Origin of the sequence: Stenotrophomonas sp. B2 (genome assembly GCF_014947095.1) — a bacterium.
Lineage (GTDB): Bacteria > Pseudomonadota > Gammaproteobacteria > Xanthomonadales > Xanthomonadaceae > Stenotrophomonas > Stenotrophomonas maltophilia_P.
Window position 1 is genome coordinate 176232 of sequence record NZ_JADCQA010000006.1, and the last position, 20238, is coordinate 196469.

The 20238-nt window shown below is 67.7% G+C and carries 18 protein-coding genes; 11 read left to right on the forward strand and 7 right to left on the reverse strand.

Features of this window, described 5'->3' with window-relative positions:
• Positions 1–152: 152 nt before the first annotated feature.
• From IMX13_RS08940 to IMX13_RS08955, 4 genes are all read right to left on the reverse strand, one after another.
• Positions 153–980, reverse strand: a complete 828-nt coding sequence (locus tag IMX13_RS08940; RefSeq protein ID WP_074901780.1) for a class I SAM-dependent methyltransferase — start codon at positions 978–980, stop codon at positions 153–155.
• A 51-nt stretch (positions 981–1031) separates the two neighbouring features.
• Positions 1032–2027 carry a tRNA dihydrouridine synthase DusB gene (gene dusB / locus IMX13_RS08945; protein WP_193396223.1) on the reverse strand — a complete coding sequence of 332 codons (996 nt, stop codon included), beginning with the start codon at positions 2025–2027 and terminating at the stop codon, positions 1032–1034.
• Positions 2028–2267: 240 nt separating this feature from the next.
• Positions 2268–3233 (reverse strand): ribokinase, encoded by a 966-nt coding sequence (locus IMX13_RS08950; protein ID WP_053516425.1) that lies wholly within the window; start codon positions 3231–3233, stop codon positions 2268–2270.
• A gap of 25 nt (positions 3234–3258) precedes the next feature.
• Positions 3259–4557 carry a nucleoside transporter C-terminal domain-containing protein gene (locus IMX13_RS08955; protein ID WP_053516424.1) on the reverse strand — a complete coding sequence of 433 codons (1299 nt, stop codon included), beginning with the start codon at positions 4555–4557 and terminating at the stop codon, positions 3259–3261.
• 192 nt (positions 4558–4749) lie between these two features.
• On the opposite strand from IMX13_RS08955, the gene IMX13_RS08960 reads away from it, so the two are divergent.
• The 5 genes from IMX13_RS08960 to IMX13_RS08980 all read left to right on the forward strand — a co-directional run bounded on the left by IMX13_RS08960 (position 4750) and on the right by IMX13_RS08980 (position 10057).
• Positions 4750–5721, forward strand: coding sequence for an aldo/keto reductase (locus tag IMX13_RS08960; protein ID WP_053516475.1), 972 nt, complete (start codon positions 4750–4752; stop codon positions 5719–5721).
• A 194-nt stretch (positions 5722–5915) separates the two neighbouring features.
• On the forward strand, positions 5916–6110 hold the full coding sequence (locus IMX13_RS08965; protein WP_005412278.1) for a hemin uptake protein HemP: 195 nt from the start codon (positions 5916–5918) through the stop codon (positions 6108–6110).
• A 186-nt stretch (positions 6111–6296) separates the two neighbouring features.
• Positions 6297–8453 (forward strand): TonB-dependent hemoglobin/transferrin/lactoferrin family receptor, encoded by a 2157-nt coding sequence (locus IMX13_RS08970; protein ID WP_193396248.1) that lies wholly within the window; start codon positions 6297–6299, stop codon positions 8451–8453.
• Positions 8454–8457: 4 nt separating this feature from the next.
• Complete coding sequence (locus tag IMX13_RS08975) at positions 8458–9057, forward strand: Hemin transport protein (RefSeq protein WP_106550134.1); 600 nt, start codon at positions 8458–8460, stop codon at positions 9055–9057.
• A gap of 73 nt (positions 9058–9130) precedes the next feature.
• Entirely contained in the window at positions 9131–10057 is a 927-nt protein-coding gene (locus tag IMX13_RS08980; protein ID WP_065182789.1) for a DUF6607 family protein, read from the forward strand.
• A gap of 104 nt (positions 10058–10161) precedes the next feature.
• Here IMX13_RS08980 and IMX13_RS08985 read toward each other — a convergent pair whose 3' ends face one another.
• Both IMX13_RS08985 and IMX13_RS08990 read right to left on the reverse strand, forming a co-directional pair.
• Positions 10162–12669 carry an FtsX-like permease family protein gene (locus IMX13_RS08985; protein WP_053516419.1) on the reverse strand — a complete coding sequence of 836 codons (2508 nt, stop codon included), beginning with the start codon at positions 12667–12669 and terminating at the stop codon, positions 10162–10164.
• On the reverse strand, positions 12666–13313 hold the full coding sequence (locus IMX13_RS08990; protein ID WP_080375229.1) for an ATP-binding cassette domain-containing protein: 648 nt from the start codon (positions 13311–13313) through the stop codon (positions 12666–12668). The genes IMX13_RS08985 and IMX13_RS08990 overlap by 4 nt, the downstream gene beginning before the upstream one ends.
• Positions 13314–13388: 75 nt before the next feature.
• Here IMX13_RS08990 and IMX13_RS08995 point away from each other — a divergent pair, with 75 nt between their 5' ends.
• From IMX13_RS08995 to IMX13_RS09005, 3 genes are all read left to right on the forward strand, one after another.
• The gene (locus IMX13_RS08995; protein WP_053516417.1) at positions 13389–14033 is read left to right on the forward strand and encodes an arylesterase; all 645 of its coding nucleotides are present in this window, start codon (positions 13389–13391) and stop codon (positions 14031–14033) included.
• Between the two features lie 88 nt (positions 14034–14121).
• The gene (locus tag IMX13_RS09000; RefSeq protein ID WP_002811889.1) at positions 14122–14835 is read left to right on the forward strand and encodes a response regulator transcription factor; all 714 of its coding nucleotides are present in this window, start codon (positions 14122–14124) and stop codon (positions 14833–14835) included.
• 156 nt (positions 14836–14991) lie between these two features.
• Positions 14992–16263 carry a HAMP domain-containing sensor histidine kinase gene (locus IMX13_RS09005; protein WP_053516416.1) on the forward strand — a complete coding sequence of 424 codons (1272 nt, stop codon included), beginning with the start codon at positions 14992–14994 and terminating at the stop codon, positions 16261–16263.
• Positions 16264–16343: 80 nt separating this feature from the next.
• Here IMX13_RS09005 and IMX13_RS09010 read toward each other — a convergent pair whose 3' ends face one another.
• On the reverse strand, positions 16344–17045 hold the full coding sequence (locus tag IMX13_RS09010; RefSeq protein WP_065182787.1) for an SGNH/GDSL hydrolase family protein: 702 nt from the start codon (positions 17043–17045) through the stop codon (positions 16344–16346).
• Positions 17046–17257: 212 nt separating this feature from the next.
• Here IMX13_RS09010 and IMX13_RS09015 point away from each other — a divergent pair, with 212 nt between their 5' ends.
• The 3 genes from IMX13_RS09015 (at position 17258) to IMX13_RS09025 (ending at position 19861) form a co-directional block, all read left to right on the forward strand.
• Positions 17258–17653, forward strand: a complete 396-nt coding sequence (locus IMX13_RS09015) for a diacylglycerol kinase (RefSeq protein WP_193396224.1) — start codon at positions 17258–17260, stop codon at positions 17651–17653.
• Positions 17654–17686: 33 nt separating this feature from the next.
• Positions 17687–18436: a TerC family protein gene (locus IMX13_RS09020; protein ID WP_004144462.1), complete on the forward strand. Its 750-nt coding sequence runs from the start codon at positions 17687–17689 to the stop codon at positions 18434–18436.
• 264 nt (positions 18437–18700) lie between these two features.
• Positions 18701–19861, forward strand: coding sequence for an MFS transporter (locus tag IMX13_RS09025; protein WP_193396225.1), 1161 nt, complete (start codon positions 18701–18703; stop codon positions 19859–19861).
• Positions 19862–20238 lie beyond the last annotated feature (377 nt).

Consider the following 20238-nt stretch of genomic DNA (forward strand, 5'->3'; position numbering starts at 1 on the left):
TCAGGCGCGGAGCTCGGTGGTCCCGTTGCCGCGCATGCGGAAGGGGCCGGGTCCAGCGCGCGCCCGTCCTCGACGCCAGCCCGCGACGATTCTAGCGGGTTGCCAGCCATGCGGCGCGTGGCACTGCCGCAGCGCAGCGGTGCAGGCGCCGGTCAATACACCGTCGCGCGGCCCTGCACGAACGAGAAGAAGAACACGGCATTGGGATCGTTCTGCACCAACCGGAACTCGCGACGCATGCCCTCCACCGTATCCTCGTCCACGGTGCCGGCCTGCAGCAGCTGCTCGGCGGCCGACAGCAGCAGCTGCTCCCAGAACGCGATCATCGTCTTGCGCCGCGCCGGCTCGCGGTTGTCCAGGTGGATCGTCTTGATCTCGGTATGCACATCGCGGAAACCACCGGCCAGCAGCAGGTTGCCGAGCTTGGCGCCGACGAAGGGATCGCCGCCATGGTCGTACTGGAAATCGTTGAACGCCATCCAGTAACGCCAGATGTGCGGCGAATACGGATCGAGCAGGAACGATGCGTTCATCACTTCGGTGATGTAGACCGGCGATCCCGGTGCGAGTACGCGGCGCACTTCGCTGAGCACGCGGGCCGGCGAAGGTACATGCTCCAGCACCCAGCACAGGAATGCCGAATCGAAGCTGCGTGCCTCGAACGGCAGCTCGCCTGCATCGGCCTGCTGCAGGGTGTAGCGATCGCTGCACCACGGCGTGCGCGCGAGGTTCTCGCGGGCGGTCGCCAGCTGCGTTTCGCTCAGGTCCACGCCGGTCACGTGCAGGTCGGGGAAGCGGCGCAGCAGGATCTCGGTCTGCGCGCCCACGCCGCTGCCGACTTCCAGCAGGCGTCGTGCGCCGCCGTAGTCGATCTGGCCGAAGATGCTCGACTCCAGCAGGCGGGCCTGGGTCATCAGGCGCTGCTGTTCGGTGCCGGAGAACCCGTGCAGGTAGGTGGGGGAGGAAATCGGCGGTGTCATGGTCGCGGGCTCGTGGTGCGTCGTGCAGGGTCGACTGCGGGGCGTGCGGGGTCAGGCAGCCGACGGCAGCGCCGGTTGCCCGGCGATCAGTCGGTCGAAGTACTCGGTGGTCAGCTTGATCTGGCTCTGCGGATCTTCGGCGCGGTTGACCACGGCGCGGAACGCCGCATTCTCGGGCCGGTCCTTGGCGTACCAGCCCAGGTGCTTGCGCGCGATGCGCACGCCCTGCGGCTCGCCATAGAAGGCATGCAGGGCGTGCAGGTGGCCAAGCAGGATATCGCGCACTTCGGCCAGTGACGGCGGGGCCAGTTCCTCGCCGGTGGCCAGGTAGTGCGCCACCTCGCGGAAGATCCACGGCCGGCCCTGCGCCGCGCGACCGATCATCACTGCGTCCACGCCGGTCTGCTGCAGGACGAAGGCGGCCTTGCGCGGCGAATCGATGTCTCCATTGGCGATCACCGGAATGCGCAGCGCTGCCTTGATCTCGCCGATCGTGGCGTACTCGGCCTGGCCGGTGTAGTGCTGATCGCGGGTGCGGCCGTGCACGGCCAGGGCGGCGATGCCACTGTCCTCGGCGATGCGCGCGATCAGCGGCCCATTGCGGTGGTCGCAGTCCCAGCCGGTGCGGATCTTCAGCGTGACCGGCACATCGACCGCGTTGACCACGGCAGCAAGGATGCGCGCCACCAGCGATTCGTCACGCATCAGCGCCGAACCGGCCCAGGCATTGCAGACCTTCTTGGCCGGGCAGCCCATGTTGATGTCGATGATCTGCGCACCATGGTCGACGTTGTAACGCGCCGCCTCGGCCAGCTGCTGCGGCTCGGTGCCGGCGATCTGCACGCTGATCGGTGCCGGTTCACCCTCATGGTCCATGCGGTGGATCGACTTGCGCGTGTTCCAGAAGCGCGGGTCGCTGATGGTCATCTCGGAGGCGGCCAGGCCCGCGCCCAGCCGTTTGCACAGCAGGCGGAACGGCTTGTCGGTGACGCCGGCCATGGGCGCCAGCACGACGTTGGGAGCAATGGTGTAGGGGCCGATCTGCATACGCCCATTGTAGGCCGCAGGCGGTCACATGGCCGGGTCGGCGAGGCGCCGGTTCAGGCCGATCCGGACCGACCTCATGCCGTACGGGCATCAGCAGATGCTTGACGGTTGCTTCCGCCGCCCCCAGTGGCGGGTCATCGTGGGCGGCTGGGGCAGGGCTGCGTGCCCTGCATGGGCGCAGGCAGAAAAAGGCCCGGGCACCTGCGCGCCCGGGCCGGTTCATGCAGCTGCGGCGTGGACCTACCGGATTTCCACGTCGGCCGGGGTCAGCCGTGGCATCGCCGCTGCGGCGCCTTCCTTCTCGGTCGAGCGGCCCGCGAACTGGTTGGCGAAGCGCACATGGCGTGCGAACGGCGCCTCCGGCAGCTGGGCAAGGGAGGCGGCCAGCGCGCCGTTGAAGGCGTCGCCGGCACCGGTGGTATCGATCGCCTGCACCTGCTCGGCACCCACGCGGTAGTACGGCTGGGTGTCGCCGCGCAGGTTCTCATCGGCATGCGAAACGAACACGCCCACCGAGCCCAGGGTCACCACCACGGTACCGTTGCCGACCAGCTTGCGGCACAGCGCATGCAGGCTGGCACCATCCAGCGCGGCCACGTCGTTGGCATCCACGCGCTCGCCGACATGGCGGCCCAGCAGGGCGGCGAACTCGGTCTCGTTCGGGGTGATCACATCGGCCAGCTTGAGCAGGCCGATGGTCGAGGGGGCGTCGGCCGGTGCGGTGTTGAGCACGGTGGTGACACCGGCCTCGCGGGCGGCAGCCAGTGCCGCTTCGATGGTCTGCACCGGCGACTCCAGCTGCACCAGCACCACCCGGGCACCGGTCAGCAGCGCCTGTTGCTGCTGCAGGAAATCGGTGCTCAGGGCGGCATTGGCGCCCGGGCCAATCACGATGGTGTTGCGACCCCGTGCATCGACATAGATGCCGGCGGTGCCGGTCGGTTCGCTGCTGGCTTCGGCGATCAGCGCGAAACCGTCCTGGCCGGCGAGGTCGCGGGCGGTGGCACCGCCGGCGTCATCACCCAGGGCGCACACGAAGTGGGTGTCGGCGCCCGCGCGGCATGCGGCCACAGCCTGGTTGAAGCCCTTGCCACCGGGGCCGGTGCTGTAGCGGCCGGCAATGGTCGCGCCCGGTGCCGGCAGCGACTCGCACCGCCACACGTGATCGACATTGAAGGAACCGACGACAACGACACTGCTGCTCATAGGGAATCTTTTCTCGAACTAGGGTTCAACTGAAATGCGTCAGCACGCCGGCGATGGTCGCCGTCATGAAGGTGGCGATGGTACCGCCCAGTACCGCGCGCAGGCCGAACTTGGCCAGGTCGTGGCGACGTTCCGGGGCCAGGCCACCGATGCCGCCGATCTGGATTGCGATCGAGCTGAAGTTGGCGAAGCCGCACAGCGCATAGGTGGCGATCAGGCGACCTTCGTTGGACAGGGTCACGCCGGCGACCTGGCCGTTCACGATCTGCGACAGCTCGGTATAGGCGACGAACTCGTTGATCACGACCTTCTGTCCGATCAGCGACCCCACGGTGGTGGCGTCGGCCCACGGAGTGCCGATCACCCAGGCGATCGGTGCCAGCAGGTAGCCGAAGATGGTCGACAGGTTGGTCGGCTTGCCGATCTGTGCGGCCAGGCCGGTCACTTCGCCGAGCCAGGTCAGCGGGGCGTTCAGCAGGGCGATCAGGGCGATGAAGGCCAGCAGCATCGCGCCGATGTTCAGCGCCAGCTTCAGGCCGTCGCCGGCGCCGGCCGCCGCCGCGTCGATGATGTTGCTGGAGGTCTTCTCCACTTCCATCTTCACCGTGCCGCGGGTCAGCGGGGTGCCGGTTTCCGGGATCAGCAGCTTGGCCACCACCAGCGTGGCCGGTGCGGCCATGATGCTGGCCGCCAGCAGATGCTTGGCGTAGAACGCCTGCTGGGTCGGGTCGCCCCCGCCGAGCATGCCCACGTAGGCCGCCAGCACGCCGCCAGCGATGTGGGCCATGCCACCGATCATCATGGTCAGCAGCTCGGACTGGGTCATCTTGGCGATGTATGGGCGCACGGTCAGCGGCGCCTCGGTCTGGCCGATGAAGACGCTGGCGCAGACGCTTGTGGTTTCGGCACCGGACACGCGCATCACCTTGGTGATCGCCCACGCCATCACCCGGACGATCGCCTGCATGACGTTCAGGTGGTACATCACGCCCATCAGCGCGGAGAAGAAGATGATGGTCGGCAGCACCTGGAAGGCGAAGATGAAGCCGTAGTTCTGGACGTCCATCAGCGAGCCGAAGATGAACTTCGAGCCCTCGTTGACGAAGCTCAGGACCTTCACGAAGCCGTGGCCGAGCGCATCGAACACGTCGCGGCCGCCGGGGACCAGGATCACCAGCGCCGCAAAGGCGATCTGCAGGGTGATGCCGGTGGCGACGAGCTTCCAGTCCACCGCGCGCTTGTTGTTGGAAAACAACCAGGTGATGCCGATCAGCACCGCCAACCCGAACAGGCCGAAGCCGATCCTGCCCAAACCTTCGACCATGTGAGTGACTCCCCTGGGGCGTCGCGAAAAACGGGAAGCCTAGTGCAGGGCAGGGGCCGGGGCAAGGAAAAGCAGCGTGCGCGCGGCCATCGGCACCGATCGGGCCAGCAACGGCAAGGGGTTGCGGTCGGCACGACGGGTAGAATGGGGCTCGATTCCGGCCCGGATGCGGGCCCGCAGCAGGAGATTCGCATGCATTACCGCCGCCTGGGCTCCACCGGCCTGCCGATATCCGCCCTGTCCTTCGGCGCCTGGGTGACCTTCGGTGACCAGATTCCGCGCGACGAGGCCCGCAACCTGGTTGCTGCGGCCTGGGACCATGGCATCAACTTCTTCGACAATGCCGAGGGGTATGCCAATGGCCGCGCCGAGCAGGTGATGGGCGATGTGATCGCCGACCTGCGCCTGCCGCGCGATGGGTTCTGCGTGTCCAGCAAGGTGTTCTTCGGCAGTGCCAAGGATCCGCGACCGACCCAGCGCGGCCTGTCGCGCAAGCACGTCACCGATGCCTGCCATGCCGCGCTCAAGCGCCTGCGGGTGGACTATCTGGACCTTTATTACTGCCACCGCCCGGATCCCGACGCGCCGATTGCCGAGACCGTGCACGCGATGGATACCCTGATCCGGCAGGGCAAGGTGCTCTACTGGGGCACGTCCGAGTGGTCGGCGGCACAGATCCAGCAGGCGCTGGACATCGCCGCGCGACACAACCTGCAGGGGCCATCGATGGAGCAGCCGCAGTACAACCTGCTGCACCGCGAGCGGGTGGAAACCGAGTACGCCCCGCTGTACGCGGGGGCCGGCCTGGGCACCACCATCTTCTCGCCGTTGGCGTCCGGCCTGCTCAGTGGCAAGTACGACCGTGGCATTCCGGCCGACGCCCGGCTGGGCCGCGAGGGCATGGAGTGGCTGCAGGATCTGGTTCTGGGCGCCGATGCACAGGCGCGCCTGGCCCAGGTCCGCCATTTCAGCGCGGTGGCACGCGAACTCGGACACGCCCCGGCCAGCGTGGCCATCGCCTGGTGCCTGCGCAATCCACAGGTGTCCAGCGTGATCCTGGGCGCCAGCCGGGTCGAACAGCTGCTGCAGAACCTGCAGGCCCTGGAGGTGCTGGAGCAGATCGACGCCGCCGGCTGGGCCCGGATCGAAGCCGCCTTCGTCTGACCCGCAGCATTTTCCCGCCGGGGAGTCGAGCTGTGCTCGACCCCAGGGTCGCCGCCACCCACCATTCGATTCACAAAATCTATCGAATTTTGGATTTCGATCATTAATCTCATCAATCAAATTGAGAATGGTTGTTGATTGTCAACTGAGAATAATTATCATTTAACTCGTCCCTCGCACGAGTCCAGATGCTCATGAACGCTCAACCTGTACTGCTGCGCCCTGAAACACTGACCCTCCGCGATCGTCCGGTCCGCGTCGTTCCGCCGGAAGAGGTCATCGACAGCGAAGCCCTGCTCAAGGGCCGTCGTGAAATCCTGATCCAGCACGGCGATCGCTTCTATCGCCTGCGGCACACCAGCAACGACAAGCTGATCCTGACCAAGTAACGCGGCCTGGTCGCCCGCCTCCCTCCCTCCTGCCGGGCGCCGCCCGCAGGGTGGGCGACCCGACCGCTCCCGCTCTCTCCCCCTCGGTCTACCGCGTACGCTCCGGCGTGCCGGTGGCCGGGGGTTCCCCTGCCTGACCGAACGAACCCGATGACCCGCCATACCGCCCTTTGCCTTGCTGTCTGGATGGCGCTGCCGCTGTCCGCCCACGCTGCCACTGCCGCCAGCGCCGCGCCCGATGCGCGCGAATTCGATCGCGTGCAGGTCACCGCCACGCGCACCGAGCGCGCAGTGAGTGACGTCGCCGCGACGGTAGACGTGATCGACCGTGAGCAGATGGACCGGCACCTGGTCCAGGACATCAAGGACCTGCTGCGCTACGAACCGGGCCTGTCGGTCAGCCGCAGCGCCGCGCGCTTCGGCCTGGGCAGCATCCGTATCCGTGGCCTGGACGGCAACCGTGTGCGGGTGCAGACCGATGGCATCGCGATGCCGACCAGCTTCAACATTGGTTCGTTCTCCAACGCCAACCGCAACTTCACCGATCTGGACACGCTCAAGCGCGTGGAGATCGTGCGCGGCCCGGCCAGCGCGCTGTACGGTTCCGATGCGCTGGGCGGCGTGGTCGCCTTCGTCACCAAGGATCCGGCCGATTACCTGAAGGATGGCAAGGACAGCTACGTCGGCCTGAAGTTCGGCTACGACGGTGAATGGAAGGGCCTGCTCGGCGGTGTCACCACGGCGTTCGGCGGCGAACACTGGAGCGGCATGGTCAACATCAACCATCGCCAGGGCCAGGAAACCGACAACAAGGGTGACGTGCGCAGCAACGACAACACCCGCACCGCCCCCAACCCGCAGGACCGCGACGGTCGCAGCGGCCTGGCCAAGCTGGTCTATGCACCGAGCGAGGACCAGCGCTTCCGCCTGACCGTGGAAGGCAACGAAGACAAGACCGAGACCAACGTGCTGTCTTCGATCGACCGTACCACCACCACCGGCATGAAGGCGCGCGACAAGCAGAACCGCACCCGCGTGTCGTTCGCGCATGAAATGGATGCGCTGGACAAAGGCTTCGCCGACAGCCTGCACTGGCAGCTGTATACCCAGCACAGCGAAACCACCCAGATCACCGATGAGGACCGTGCCAACCGCAGCCGTCGCCACCGCGAGTTCAACTTCGACCAGCGTGTGTACGGCCTGCAGGCGCAGTTCAACAAGGCCTTCAGCACCGGCAGCGTCGAGCACGCGCTGACCTATGGCTTCGAGGGTGCACGCACCGAGATCCGCCAGAAGCGCGATGGTTTCCAGGTACTGGCCAACGGCCAGACCAGCACCACCATCCTGCCCGATGCGTTCCCGGTACGCGATTTCCCGATCAGCAAGACCACCGAGCTGGGCCTGTATGCGCAGGATGAAATGCGCATGGCCGGCGGCAAGCTGTCGCTGGTGCCGGGCGTGCGCGTGGACCGCTACGAGCTGAAGCCGGAAGTGGACAACATCTTCGCCGAGGACAATCCCGGCGTGGCGGTGGCGAAGCTGACCAAGACCAGCGTCTCGCCCAAGCTTGGCATGGTCTATCGCTTCACCGACGAATGGTCGCTGTTTGCCGGTTACTCGCACGGCTTCCGCTCGCCGCCGTACAACGACGTCAATCTCGGCTTCACCAACTTCGCCTTCGGCTACACGGCCATTCCCAATCCGGACCTGAAGCCGGAAACCAGTGATGGCATGGAACTGGGCCTGCGCTTCCTGTCGCCGGCTGCCTACGTCAGCGTCAGCGGCTACTACAACGAGTACAAGGACTTCATCGAGTCGCAGTCGCTGGTCGGCACCAATGCGCAGGGCCTGATGGTGTTCCAGTCGCGCAACATCGCCGACGCCCGCATCTACGGCGCTGAACTGAAGGCCGGCGTCGACTTCGGCCAGATCAGCCCGACCCTGCAGGGCTGGGCACTGCGCAGTTCCGTGGCCTGGTCGCGTGGCGACAACAAGACCGAGGACACCTCGCTGGATTCGGTCGACCCGCTGCGCGGCACCGTCGGCCTGATGTACGACACCGATGCCTGGGGTGTCGAACTGGCCGGCACGTTCGTCAAGCGCAAGGACCGCGTCGCCTCGGCCACGGTGTACCGCCCGGCCGGCTATGGCGTGGCCGACCTGATGGCACATTGGAACTTCGCCCCGGGTGCGACCTTCAACGTAGGCGTGTTCAACCTGGGCGACAAACGCTACATCGATTGGTCCAACGTGGGTACGACGCTGTCGCCGACCAGCCGCGTGCTGGATCGCTACACCAGCCCGGGCCGCACCCTCTCCGCCAGCCTTGCCGTTTCCTGGTGACCTCATGAGCCGAGCCTTGTCCGCACGCAGGAATGACTCCATCGCCGCGCCACACCGCGCGGCATGGCCGACCCCGGCACAGCTGGCCACGCTTGGCACCGTGTTGTGTCTCTACCACGCCGACGGCAACGAGCTTGGCGGCTGGCGCCAGGCGGTGCGCGTGCATGCCTGCCAGGGCGTGGACAGCGAGGGCCTGCGCGAAAGCCTGTGCTTCCTTGACGGCCGTGGCCGCTGCGTGTGGCGCCTGTACCTGCTGCCGGACAGCGACTTCCTGGCCTGGGACCGGTTGGTGGCCGCACTGCCGCCGGGCCCACAGCACGACAGCGACGGCAGTGTCGGTGAACGCCTGTGGCGTCGCCTGGCCGGTCATCTCGGCGGCCAGCGTTGGCGCCTGTGTGCGCTGCGCCTGCATGCCGCCGATGATGGCCGCACCCTGGCGGCCAGCCTGTCGACGCTGTCGTCGCTGGGCGCGGCCACCGCACGCCGCATCGCGCGCCTGGAAGGCGCCGAGGGCGAGCTGGCCATCGACGACTGCTGTTGTGCCGACGCCGCGCGCCGGCCGGCACCACGGATCCCCGGCGACCTGCCGCTGATCCGCCTCTGATCTGTTTCTGATGGAACGCCCGACGGCCACGGATGGCCTCTCAACGAACCTGCAACCCCGAAGGAAGACCCCGATGAAATTCCAGACAGCCAGCGTCCTGCTGTTGCTCGCCGGCAGCGGCGTGGCCAGCGCGCAGCCCTCCGACATCGCCCGCGATCACGACAGCATCCTGGCCATGCAGGGCGAGTACACCGTGGATTTCGCCTTCGACGAAACCGTGCTGCTGAAGCCGGGCTACGAGCGCGCGCCGGCGATGCGCAGCGGCGGCAATGAAATGGTCATCGTGGTCGAGGACACCCCGAAGCGCATCGTGCTGCAACACCTGCTGCTGGACGAGAAGAGCGGCCACATCACCAAGCACTGGCGCCAGGACTGGGTCTACGAGGCCCCGAACCGCTTCGAGTTCAGTGCCGATCAGACCTGGCGGGTACGCAGCATCCCGGCGGCGGTGAACCAGGGCGCCTGGACCCAGTGCGTGTATGAAGTAAGCGATGCACCGCGCTACTGCGGCACCGGCAAATGGACCTACACCAACAACGTGCCGAGCTGGACCAGCGACCTGAGCTGGCGCCCGCTGCCGCGCCGTGAGTACACCAAGCGCAGCGACTACAACGCGCTGGCGGTGGTCAACCGCCACACGCTCACCCCGAACGGCTGGACCCACGAGCAGTTCAACACCAAGGTGCAGCGCAACACCGACGGCAGCCAGGTGGAGATCGCGCGTGAGTTCGGCTTCAACGACTACGTGAAGACCACCGAGATCGACTTCACCCCGGCGCGCGATTACTGGAAGGCCACCGCCGGCTACTGGGCCAAGGTCCGCCAGCGCTGGGACGGTTTCCTGACCCAGGCTCCGGGCGTGCACCTGAAGACCAAGCTGGATGGGATGGCGATGATCATTCCGCTGTTCACCCAGGCGCAGGACCTGCAGGACGGCAAGCAGGTGAAGGACGCGCAGATCGACGAAGTGTTCGCCAGGTACGTGGAAAAGGCCCAGTAGGGTCGAGCCATGCTCGAGGCCACAGCCGGATCCACGCATGGCGTGGATCTACCGCAAGGAAGGGTGCCGGGCTTGCCCGGCACGCCTCCCGGCGCGCGCCTGCGTCAGGCTTCGCGCAGGGCCAGGGCGGGCGGGGTATGCAGGATGCGCCGGGTGCCCCACCAGCCCGCCAGCAGGCTCAGCCCGATGCCGACCACGCCGCCCAGCAGCAGGCCCGGCCACGGCGGCAGCAGCGGCAGCTCGAACACCTTCTGCGACACCACCAGCCCGATCACGGCCGTGGCGCCCACCGCCAGCAGCGCGGCGAGCGTGCCCAGTGCTCCGAACTCGACCAGCACCGCACCGCGCAGCTGGCGCCGGGTCGCGCCCAGCGTGCGCAGTACCGCGCTGTCGTAGCGGCGCTCGCCGGCCGTGGCCTGCAGGGCAGCCAGCAGGACCAGCACGCCGGCCAGCAGGCTGAACACCATCACCAGCTGCACCGCCTGTGCCACCCGTTCCATCACGTCGCGCACCTGCGAGATCACCGCATCCACGTCCAGCAGCGACAGGTTCGGCTGTGCACGCACCAGTTCGCCCAGCCCCGCTGCCTGGCCGGCCGGCAGGTGGAATGCCGAGAGCAGGTTGTGCGGGGTGTCGCCCACGGCGTTGGGATTCAACAGCACGAAGAAGTTCGGCCGGAACGTGTTCCAGTCCGCCTTGCGCACGCTGGTCACGGTGAACTCGCGCTGCTGCTCGCCCACGGAAATGCCGATGCGGTCGCCGGTCGAGACGCCGTAGCGTTTGGCCCAGCCGGTTTCCACCGAGGCTTCGGGTGCAGTGCTGTCCGCCTTCCAGAAGTGGCCCTCAAGCAGCGTATTGGCCGGCGGGAAAGTGCTGCGCCAGCTGAAGTTCAGTGGCCGGTTCTCGTCGTCGTCCTCGCGCGGGCCGTTTTCCCGCCCCTGGCCGTCCTGCGCCTGGTCCACGCGCACCGGGGGCTTGCCGTTGATCGCGATCAGGCGGCCGGTGGCCATCGGTTCGATGCTGGCATCGGCAGCACCCAGCGCGCGCAATGCTGCCAGCACGCCGTCGCGTTGTTCGGGCTGGATGTTGATCAGGAAGTAGTTCGGCGTGTCCTCCGGCAGGCGCTCGCGCCACTGCTGCAGCAGCCCCGGCCCGGTCACGGCCAGCAGCAGCAGCGCGCACAGCGACAGCGACAGGCCCACCAGCTGCATCACCGCCAGCATCCGGCGGCGGGTCAGGGCGGCCAGTCCCAGCCGCCAGTTGCCGTGCAGGCGGTGCTGCAGGCTGCGCAGCACCTGCAGCAGCACGAAGCCGCCCAGGCCCGCCGCTGCGGCGAGAGCGGCCAGGCCACCCAGCACCCACAGGGCCAGCTTCAGGTCGCCGGTCACCTGCACGGCCAGCACCAGGCTGGCCAGCAGGGCGGCGACGTAGGCCAGCAGCGAGGCGGGCGGCAGTGCAGCGAAGGAGCGGTTGAGTACGCGCATCGGCGGCACGCCGCGCAGGCGCAGCAGCGGCGGCAGGCCGAAGCCGAACAGCAGCAACAGACCGATGCCTGCACCGGTCAGCGCCGGTGTTGCCTGTGGCAGCGGCAGGCGCTGCGGTATCAGGCTGCCCAGCACCTGTACCAGGCTTTCCTGCGCGGCCATGCCCAGTCCAATGCCGAGCAGGCAGGCCGGAACGGCCAGCATCAGCAGCTGCAGTGCCAGGCCCAGCAGGATGTCGCGCTGGCGTGCTCCCAGGCAACGCAGGATCGCCACCTGGTCGATGCGGCGCAGGGCGAAGCGGTTGGCGGCCAGCGCGGTGGCAACGCCGGCCAGCAGCACCGCCAGCAGCGCGCTCAGGCCGAGGAAGCGCCCGGCCAGATCGAAGGCCTGGCGCACGCCGCGCTGGGTGTCATCCACGCTGAGCAGGCGCATGCCCTTCACCTGTGGCTGCAGCCATTGCCGGAACGCAGCGATCCGGTCGGCCGGCCCGGCGAACATCAGCCGGTAGCTGATGCGGCTGCCGGGACCGAGCAGGCCGGTGCCGTCGACATCAGCGCGATTGACCAGCAACGTCGGCGACAGCGTGAGGAGGTCGCCGCCGGCATCCGGTTCGGCCTCGATGATGCCGGCGATGCGCAGCGTACCGGCGCCGAACTCGAGGTCATCGCCGGCCTTCAACCCCAGCGCCTGCAGCAGGCGGGGATCGGCATAGGCCTGGCCCTGCGGCGGCATGCCGGCATCGTCGATCAGCGCACCACCGGGCGTGCTGCGTACCCGCAGCGTCCCCCGCAGCGGATAGCCGGCCTGTACCGCCTTGATGCTGGCCATCTGGCTGGCATCGCCCTGGAACAGCACGGTGCCGAAACTGGCCATGCGGGTGGATGCCAGTCCCCGCTGCCTGGCCTCTTCGGCGAAGGCGGCCGGCGGGTCGTCACGACCGGCGACGCCAAGGTCGCCGCCGAGCATCTCCGCAGCGCTGCTGGTCAGTGCCAGGTTGACCCGGTTCACCAGCGTGCCGACCGCGGTCATCACCGCCACGCCCAGTACCAGCGCGGCGAACACGGTCAGCAGGTCGCCGGCCAGGGCTTCGCGGCGCAGCGCGCGCCACGCATGCCGCAGCAGGTTCATGCGCGGGCCTCGTGCGCGACCGCCTGCAGGCGGCCGTTGTCGATGCGGTGGATGTGCTGGCAGCGCTGGGCCAGGCGCAGATCGTGGGTGACCAGCACCAGCGTGGTGCCGCTGCCGGCGTTGAGCTCGAACAGCAGGTCGCTGATGTGCTGGCCGGTGCTCTGGTCCAGCGAGCCGGTCGGCTCGTCGGCGAACAGGATGCGTGGCCGGGTGACGAAGGCACGCGCCAATGCCACGCGCTGCTGTTCGCCGCCGGACAGCTGGCGCGGGTAATGGCGGGCGCGATGGGCCAGCCCGACCTGGTCCAGCACGGCGTCCACCCGCGCGCGATCCTCGCGCCCGCCCAGCTCCAGTGGCAGGGCGACGTTCTCGGCGGCGGTCAGCGCCGGCAGCAGGTGGAAGCTCTGGAAGACGAAGCCGACCTCGCGAGCACGCAGCTGCGCGCGGGCTTCCTCATCCAGGCTGGACAGTTCGTGCCCGGCCAGAGCGATGCGACCGCGGCTGGGCAGGTCCAGCCCGGCGAGCAGGCCGAGCAGGGTGGTCTTGCCGGAGCCGGAGGCGCCGACGATGGCCACGCTGGTGCCTTCATGGACCGTCAAAGTGATGTTGTCCAGTATGTGGACTTCACCCTCCGGGCCATGCACGGATTTGCCGACCTGGTCGACGGCGATGGCGACGGGCGCGCTGCGGGGGGACAGGCTGTCGATGAGGAGACTCCAATGCGCAAGACGGGATGGAGCCGGCGAGCCGGCATGATGATGGTGCTGTTGCTAGGGTTCCTGCTGTTGCCCGGGCTGGCCTGTGCCAAAGGTCCGGCCGGTACCGTCCTGGTGCTCGGCGACAGCCTCAGTGCTGCCCACAATATCCCTGCCGATGCCGGCTGGGTCAGCCTGCTGCAGCAGCGGGTCAGGCAGCAGTCGAAAACGCCGGCGCGGATCGTCAACGCCAGCATGAGCGGCGAGACCACCGCCGGCGCCCTGACCCGGCTGCCGGGCCTGCTGGCGAAGGAGAAGCCGGACGTGGTGGTGATCGCTCTGGGGGGCAACGACGCCCTGCGCGGGCTGACCCCGGCGCAGGTGCAGGGCAATCTGGAAAAGATGGTGCAGGCCAGCCAGAAGGCGGGCGCCAAGGTGCTGCTGCTGGGCATCGATGTGCCACCGAATTACGGCCCGGCGTACCGCCAGCGGCTGGCGGCCGCCTACCGCGCGCTGGCCGACCGCTACGCTGTGCCGCTGCTGCCGTTCCTGCTGGAGGGGGTGGCCCTGCAGCCGGGGATGATGCAGGCCGACGGTCTGCACCCCACCGCCCAGGCCCAGCCGAAGGTGCTCGACAACGTCTGGCCCCTGCTCAAGCCGCTGCTCTGAGCAGCGGATCGGACCTCTTGACGGAACTTCACATTGCCTCCACCGTCGATCCGGCATGTTTCACAAAGCTGAAGTTAGAGGGAATCACATGCGTCAGACGAAGGAGACTTCCGGCTTGGTGCTGGTGGTCGAAGACAACCGCAACATCTCCGAGATGATCGGCGAATACCTGGAAGGTCGTGGCTTCGAAGTCGACTATGCACAGGATGGCCTGGACGGCTACCGGCTTGCGGCGGAGAACAGCTATGACGTGGTGGTGCTGGACCTGATGCTGCCGCGGCTGGATGGCATCGAAGTCTGCCGGCGGCTGCGCAACGATGCGCGCAAATCGACGCCGGTGCTGATGCTGACCGCCCGCGATACGCTGGACGACAAGCTCACCGGCCTGGGTTTCGGTGCCGATGACTACCTGACCAAGCCGTTCGCGATCCAGGAACTGGAAGCACGCCTGCGCGCGCTGATCCGCCGCGAACGCCGCCAGGTGGGTTCGGAAGTGCTCAAGGTCGCCGACCTGGTGCTCGATCCGGTCAGCATGCGCGCCACCCGCGCCGGCACCGAACTGCAGCTGTCGCCGATCGGCCTGCGCCTGTTGACGATTCTGATGCGCGAATCGCCGCGGGTTGTCACCCGCCAGGAAATCGAGCGCGAGATCTGGGGCAACGGGTTGCCGGATTCGGACACCCTGCGCAGCCATCTGTACAACCTGCGCAAGATCATCGACAAGCCGTTCGATCGCCCGCTGCTGCATACCGTGCAGAGCGCCGGCTATCGCATTGCCGACATCGCCCAGCCGATGGCCTGAGCAGGGACCGTGCCGGTGCAGCTGCAGGCCCGGTGCGGTAGCGGACGGGCAACAGGGCAGGGGATGACCGACCGGCAGTGTCGGCGGTCATCATCCCTGCACGACCACGGCGCGGTGCGCTGCCTATAATCGCAGCGCTCTGACCGGGACCCCGCAATGCCGCACGGCCTGCCGCGCAAGATCCGTATCGCCTTCATCCTGCAGGCAGTGCTGGCCAGCCTGGGCATCCTGCTGGGCGCATGGCTGGTGTCGCTGGTCATCAAGCACAGCCTGGTCGGTGCAGCGCTGCGCGAGGAAGCGGCGTATTACTGGACGCTGCACGACGCGTCCCCCGCACAGCCTCCCCCCAATACGCAGAACATCCGCGGCTACCTGCTGGAAAGCGGCCAGTCCGCGTTGTCGCTGCCGGCCAACCTGCGCGACCTGGAGCCCGGTTTCCACGAACTGCCGGCGGATGACCAGCTGGTCCTGGTCGATGTGCGGCCGGCCGGCCGCCTGTATCTGGTATTCCTGCGCTCACGCGCGGAAATGCTGGCGTTCTGGTTCGGTATCGTGCCGGTGCTGCTGACCCTGCTGGCGGTGTATGGCGCCAGCTGGATCACCTATCGCGCGTCCAAGCGTCTGGTATCGCCGGTGAACTGGCTGGCGCGGCGCGTGTCGCGCTGGGACCCCGGCCACCCCGAGGCAGCCGATCTGGAACCGAACAAACTGCCGGCGGACATGCAGGGCGAGACCCGGCAGCTCGCCGCGGCCCTGCATTCGCTGGCCAACCGGGTCAGCGCGCATGTCGCCCGCGAACGCAACTTCACCCGCGATGCCAGCCATGAACTGCGCACGCCGTTGACGGTGATCCGCGTGGCCAGCGACATGGCGCTGGGGGATGATTCCCTGCAGCCGCGCCTGCGCCGCAGCCTGCAGCGCATCCAGCGTGCCGGGCGTGACATGGAAGCGGTGATCGATGCCTTCCTGATCCTTGCCCGCGAGGCGGATGTCGAGCCGCAGGTCGAGCTGTTCGATGTCAACGACATCGTCCGTCACGAGGTGGACAACGCCAACGAACTGCTGGGTACGCGCCCGGTCGTGGTGCACCTGCACAGCGACGGACCGGTGAATCTGCATGCGCCGCCGCGGGTGCTGCAGGTGGTGGTCAGCAACCTGGTGCGCAACGCCTGCAGCTATACCGACGAAGGCCGCATCGACGTGCATGTGCGCGACGACCGGGTGGTGGTGCGCGACACCGGCATCGGCATGTCTGCCGAAGCCCTGTCGCGCGCGTTCGAGCCGTTCTACCGCGCCGAACCCAGTCGCCCGCAGGGCACCGGACTGGGCCTGTCGATCGTGCGCCGGCTGTGCGATCGCTTCGGCTGGAAGGTCAGCCTCTCCAGCGAACCCGGGCAGGGAACCGAAGCCACCGTGATTTTCCGCTAGAGGGCTCTTGCCGGATCAGAAGCGGGCATTCCGCGGAATGGCGGGGGTAGCGCCGGGCCATGCCCGGCGTGCGCAGTGTCTCAGTCGCAGGTCACCTTCGGTGCCAGCGCGCGGGTCCAGATGGCATATCCGGCGGGCGTCATGTGCAGCATGTCCTCACGGAACAGCGCGCGATCAGGCTGGCCGTCGGCGCCCAGCATCGGCGTGTAGATGTCGGTGAAGCCGGTGTTGGGCAGCCTGGCCAGCGCCGCCTTGACCAGCGTGTTGGCCTCGTTGATCGCCGGCAGCAGGTGCGCCCGTGACGGGCTGGGCTTGATCGACACGTATTCCACCCGGGTCTTGGGCAGGTCGCGATGCACGCGCTGCACGAAGGCGACCACATCGTCGCGCACCTGCACGGCGCTGCGGCCGCTGTTGAGGTCGTTGTCGCCGGCGTACAGGAAGACCTTGCACGGCGCGTACGGGATCACGATCTGTCCGGCATACCAGGTGCTGTCCCGGACTTCCGAGCCGCCGAAGCCCCGGTTGAACACCGGCTGGCCGGCGAAATCGGCCGCCAGGCTGTCCCACATCCGGAATGACGAACTGCCAATGAACTCGATGCCACCACGAGGCGGCGGGGCGACCTTGTCGGCGGCGGCGAAGGCGGCCATGTCGGCGGCCCAGGCCACGTTGGAGACCTGCTCGGGAACGCGGGGCGACGGCGAGGGAACGCGTGCCAGCGCCAGCGGCGCAAGGGTCAGCAGGCCCAGCATCAGCAGAGCGGGACGGCGGTGGGACATCGTGCACTCCAGGCAGGAAGGAGGGAGCCATCATAGGAGGCGGGCGCGGCCCGCGCTTGTCCCCGGCAGGCCATTCGGCCCGACCGCGCGGAGTATGGCCGGCGGCCTTGTGGCAAAATGGCGACTGTCTGCCCATCCCTGTGCACCCATGATTCCCTGCCGTGCGTCTGAGCGGTCGCTGCGCCGCGCCCCTGTTGCTGGATGCTCCACCCGTGGCTGACCAGTTCGGCCACATGCCGCGCGGCCCGCGCCGCATCTTCCAGGCCGCGCGCTGGTCCTGGCAGGGCCTGCGGGCTGCCTGGCTGCATGAGTCCTCGTTCCGGCTGGAGGTCTACCTGCTGGTCCTGCTGACCCCGGTGGCGATCTGGCTCGGCCAGACCCCGGTGGAGCGCGCGCTGCTGATCGGCTCGATGCTGCTGGTGCTGGCGATGGAACTGGCCAACTCCGCCATCGAGGCCGTGATCGAGCGCTACGGCAGCGAGATCCACGAGCTGGCCGGGCGCGCCAAGGACATGGGTTCGGCCGCCGTGTTCGTGCTGATGATGAACGTACTGCTGTGCTGGGCCCTGATCGTGGTCCCGCATGCACTGGCCGGCCGCTACGGCTGAACCCCCATTCCCCCACTGCCTTGAAGAGTTTCCATGTCCTTTGAGTTCCTCGCCGACCCCAACGCCTGGGTGACCCTGTTCACCCTGAGCGCGCTGGAAATCGTGCTCGGCATCGACAATCTGGTGTTCATCTCCATCGCGGTCAGCAAGCTGCCGGAAGAGCGCCGTCCCTTTGCGCGCAAGCTCGGCATCGCCGTGGCCTGCATCACCCGTATCGCACTGCTGGTGTCGCTGGCCTACCTGGCCCACATGTCCGCCAACCTGTTCACCGTGGCCGGCATGGGCATCTCCATCCGCGACCTGGTGCTGATCGTGGGTGGCCTGTTCCTGATCATCAAGGGTTACATGGAGATCAAGGAACTGATCACCGGTGGCGAAGACGAGAATCCGGCGACCAGCAAGGCGTCGGGCGTGTTCGGCATGGTCATCCTGCAGATCGCCATCATCGATATCGTGTTCTCGCTGGACTCGGTGATCACGGCCGTCGGCATCGCCGACCACATCCCGGTGATGGTCGCTGCCATCCTGCTGTCGGTGCTGGTCATGCTGCTGGCGGCCAATCCGCTGGGGCGCTTCATCGACGCCAACCCGACGGTGAAGATGCTGGCGCTGGCCTTCATCCTGCTGATCGGCGCGGTGCTGATCCTGGACGGCCTCGACGTGCATGTGCCCAAGCCGTACATCTACGCCGCGATGGGCTTCTCGGTGCTGGTGGAATGGTTGAACCTGCTGATGCGCCGTCGCGCGCGCGACCACCACGTGCCGGGTGCCGGCGACTGGTAAAGCGTATGACCTCGAACCCCCGGCCCGGCCGGGGGTTCTGCTTTGCGGGCCACCGCGTCCGCCGGGCATGACCCGGCGCTACCGGGGTACGCCACGCCTCGGGCAACGCCGGGCCATGCCCGGCGGGGGCTTTTGCCTGCAATGCCGGCGTACACCTTCACTTGTGAACCCGTATCAACAGTGTTTTCCCCGGACAAGGCTTAATCCGGTGCGGCAAAGCGCGCAGGCTACGCGCTCCCGATTCCCGCCCCCAGGAAGTCCCCCATGAAGTCCAGAGCCGCATTGCTGGCGCTTGCCGTCGGCGCCTTCGCCATCGGCACCACCGAGTTCGCCCCGATGGGCCTGCTGCCGGTCATCGCCGACGGTGTAGGGGTGGGCATTCCCACCGCCGGCATGCTGATCACGGCCTACGCCATGGGCGTGATGCTGGGCGCGCCGGTGATGACGCTGCTGATGGGGCGGTTCGGCAAGCGCACCGCGCTGATGCTGCTGATGTCGATCTTCGTGGTCGGCAACCTGCTGTCGGCGCTGGCGCCGAACTATGGCCTGCTGCTGTTGTCGCGGCTGGTCACCAGCCTCAACCACGGTGCCTTCTTCGGTATCGGTGCGGTGGTCGCCGCCAGCCTGGTACCGAAGGACAAGCAGGCGGCGGCGGTGGCCACGATGTTCATGGGCCTGACCATCGCCAACATCGGCGGCGTGCCGCTGGCAACCTGGGTCGGCCAGCAGCTGGGCTGGCGCCTGTCCTTCGCCGGGACTGCGGTGCTGGGCCTGGTCGCGATCACTGCGCTGGGCTTCGCGCTGCCGGCGTCTGCACCGGGTCCGCGCCCGGACGTGCGCCGTGAACTGAAGGCCATCCTGCAGCCGCAGGTGCTGCTGGCCATGGCCACCACGGTGCTGGGCGCCGGTGCCATGTTCACCCTGTACACCTACGTGGCGCCGGTGCTGACCGAGCTGACCGGTGCCTCCAATGCCTTCATCGCGATGTCACTGGCGCTGATCGGTATCGGTTTCACCATCGGCAATGGCATCGGCGGGCGCATGGCCGACTGGTCGCTGGATGGCGCTACGCGGATCCTGCTGGCGGCGCTGGCCGTGTTGATGTTCGTGCTGCCGCTGGCCTTCATGAATCCCGTGACCGCAGCGCTCGGTGTACTGCTGTTCGGCGCGGCGACTTTCGCCATCGTGCCGCCGCTGCAGATCCGGGTGATGGAAGCGGCCACCGAGGCGCCGGGCCTGGCGTCGTCGATCAACGTGGGAGCGTTCAACCTCGGCAATGCCGTGGGTGCGGCGCTCGGCGGTGCGGTGATCAGCTCGGGCCTGGGCTACGCGGCCATTCCGGTGGCTGGTGGCCTGCTGGCGGCATCGGGCCTGCTGCTGGCGTGGCTGGGGCGTCCCCGCACTGCGGTGGCCGAAGCCTGCTGAGGGGTGTTGGATTCCGGCAGGGCTTGCAGCCCTGCACCCGCCGGATCAACGTCAACGGCAAAAGCAAAAGCAAAAGCAAAAGCCTGCATTCCCCGCCACGCCTTCGACAGATTCCCGTGATCTGTCGCAACGGCGTTGCGCTCTGGTAGGTGTCGACCTTGGTCGACACGAATGCCTGAAGAACCGGCTTTTGCTTTTGATTTTTTTCTTTTGATCTTCCCGCGGTGCGCAGGAAACCGTATGAGGCCGGGCGGGTGGGCGTGGCGGGGGTATCCGCGCCATGGATGGCGCGGATAAGCCTCCCGGGACGGATTCACGGCGTCCCCCGCCATGCCCACCCGCCCGGACTACTCAGGCGATCCATGAGCATGGCCACC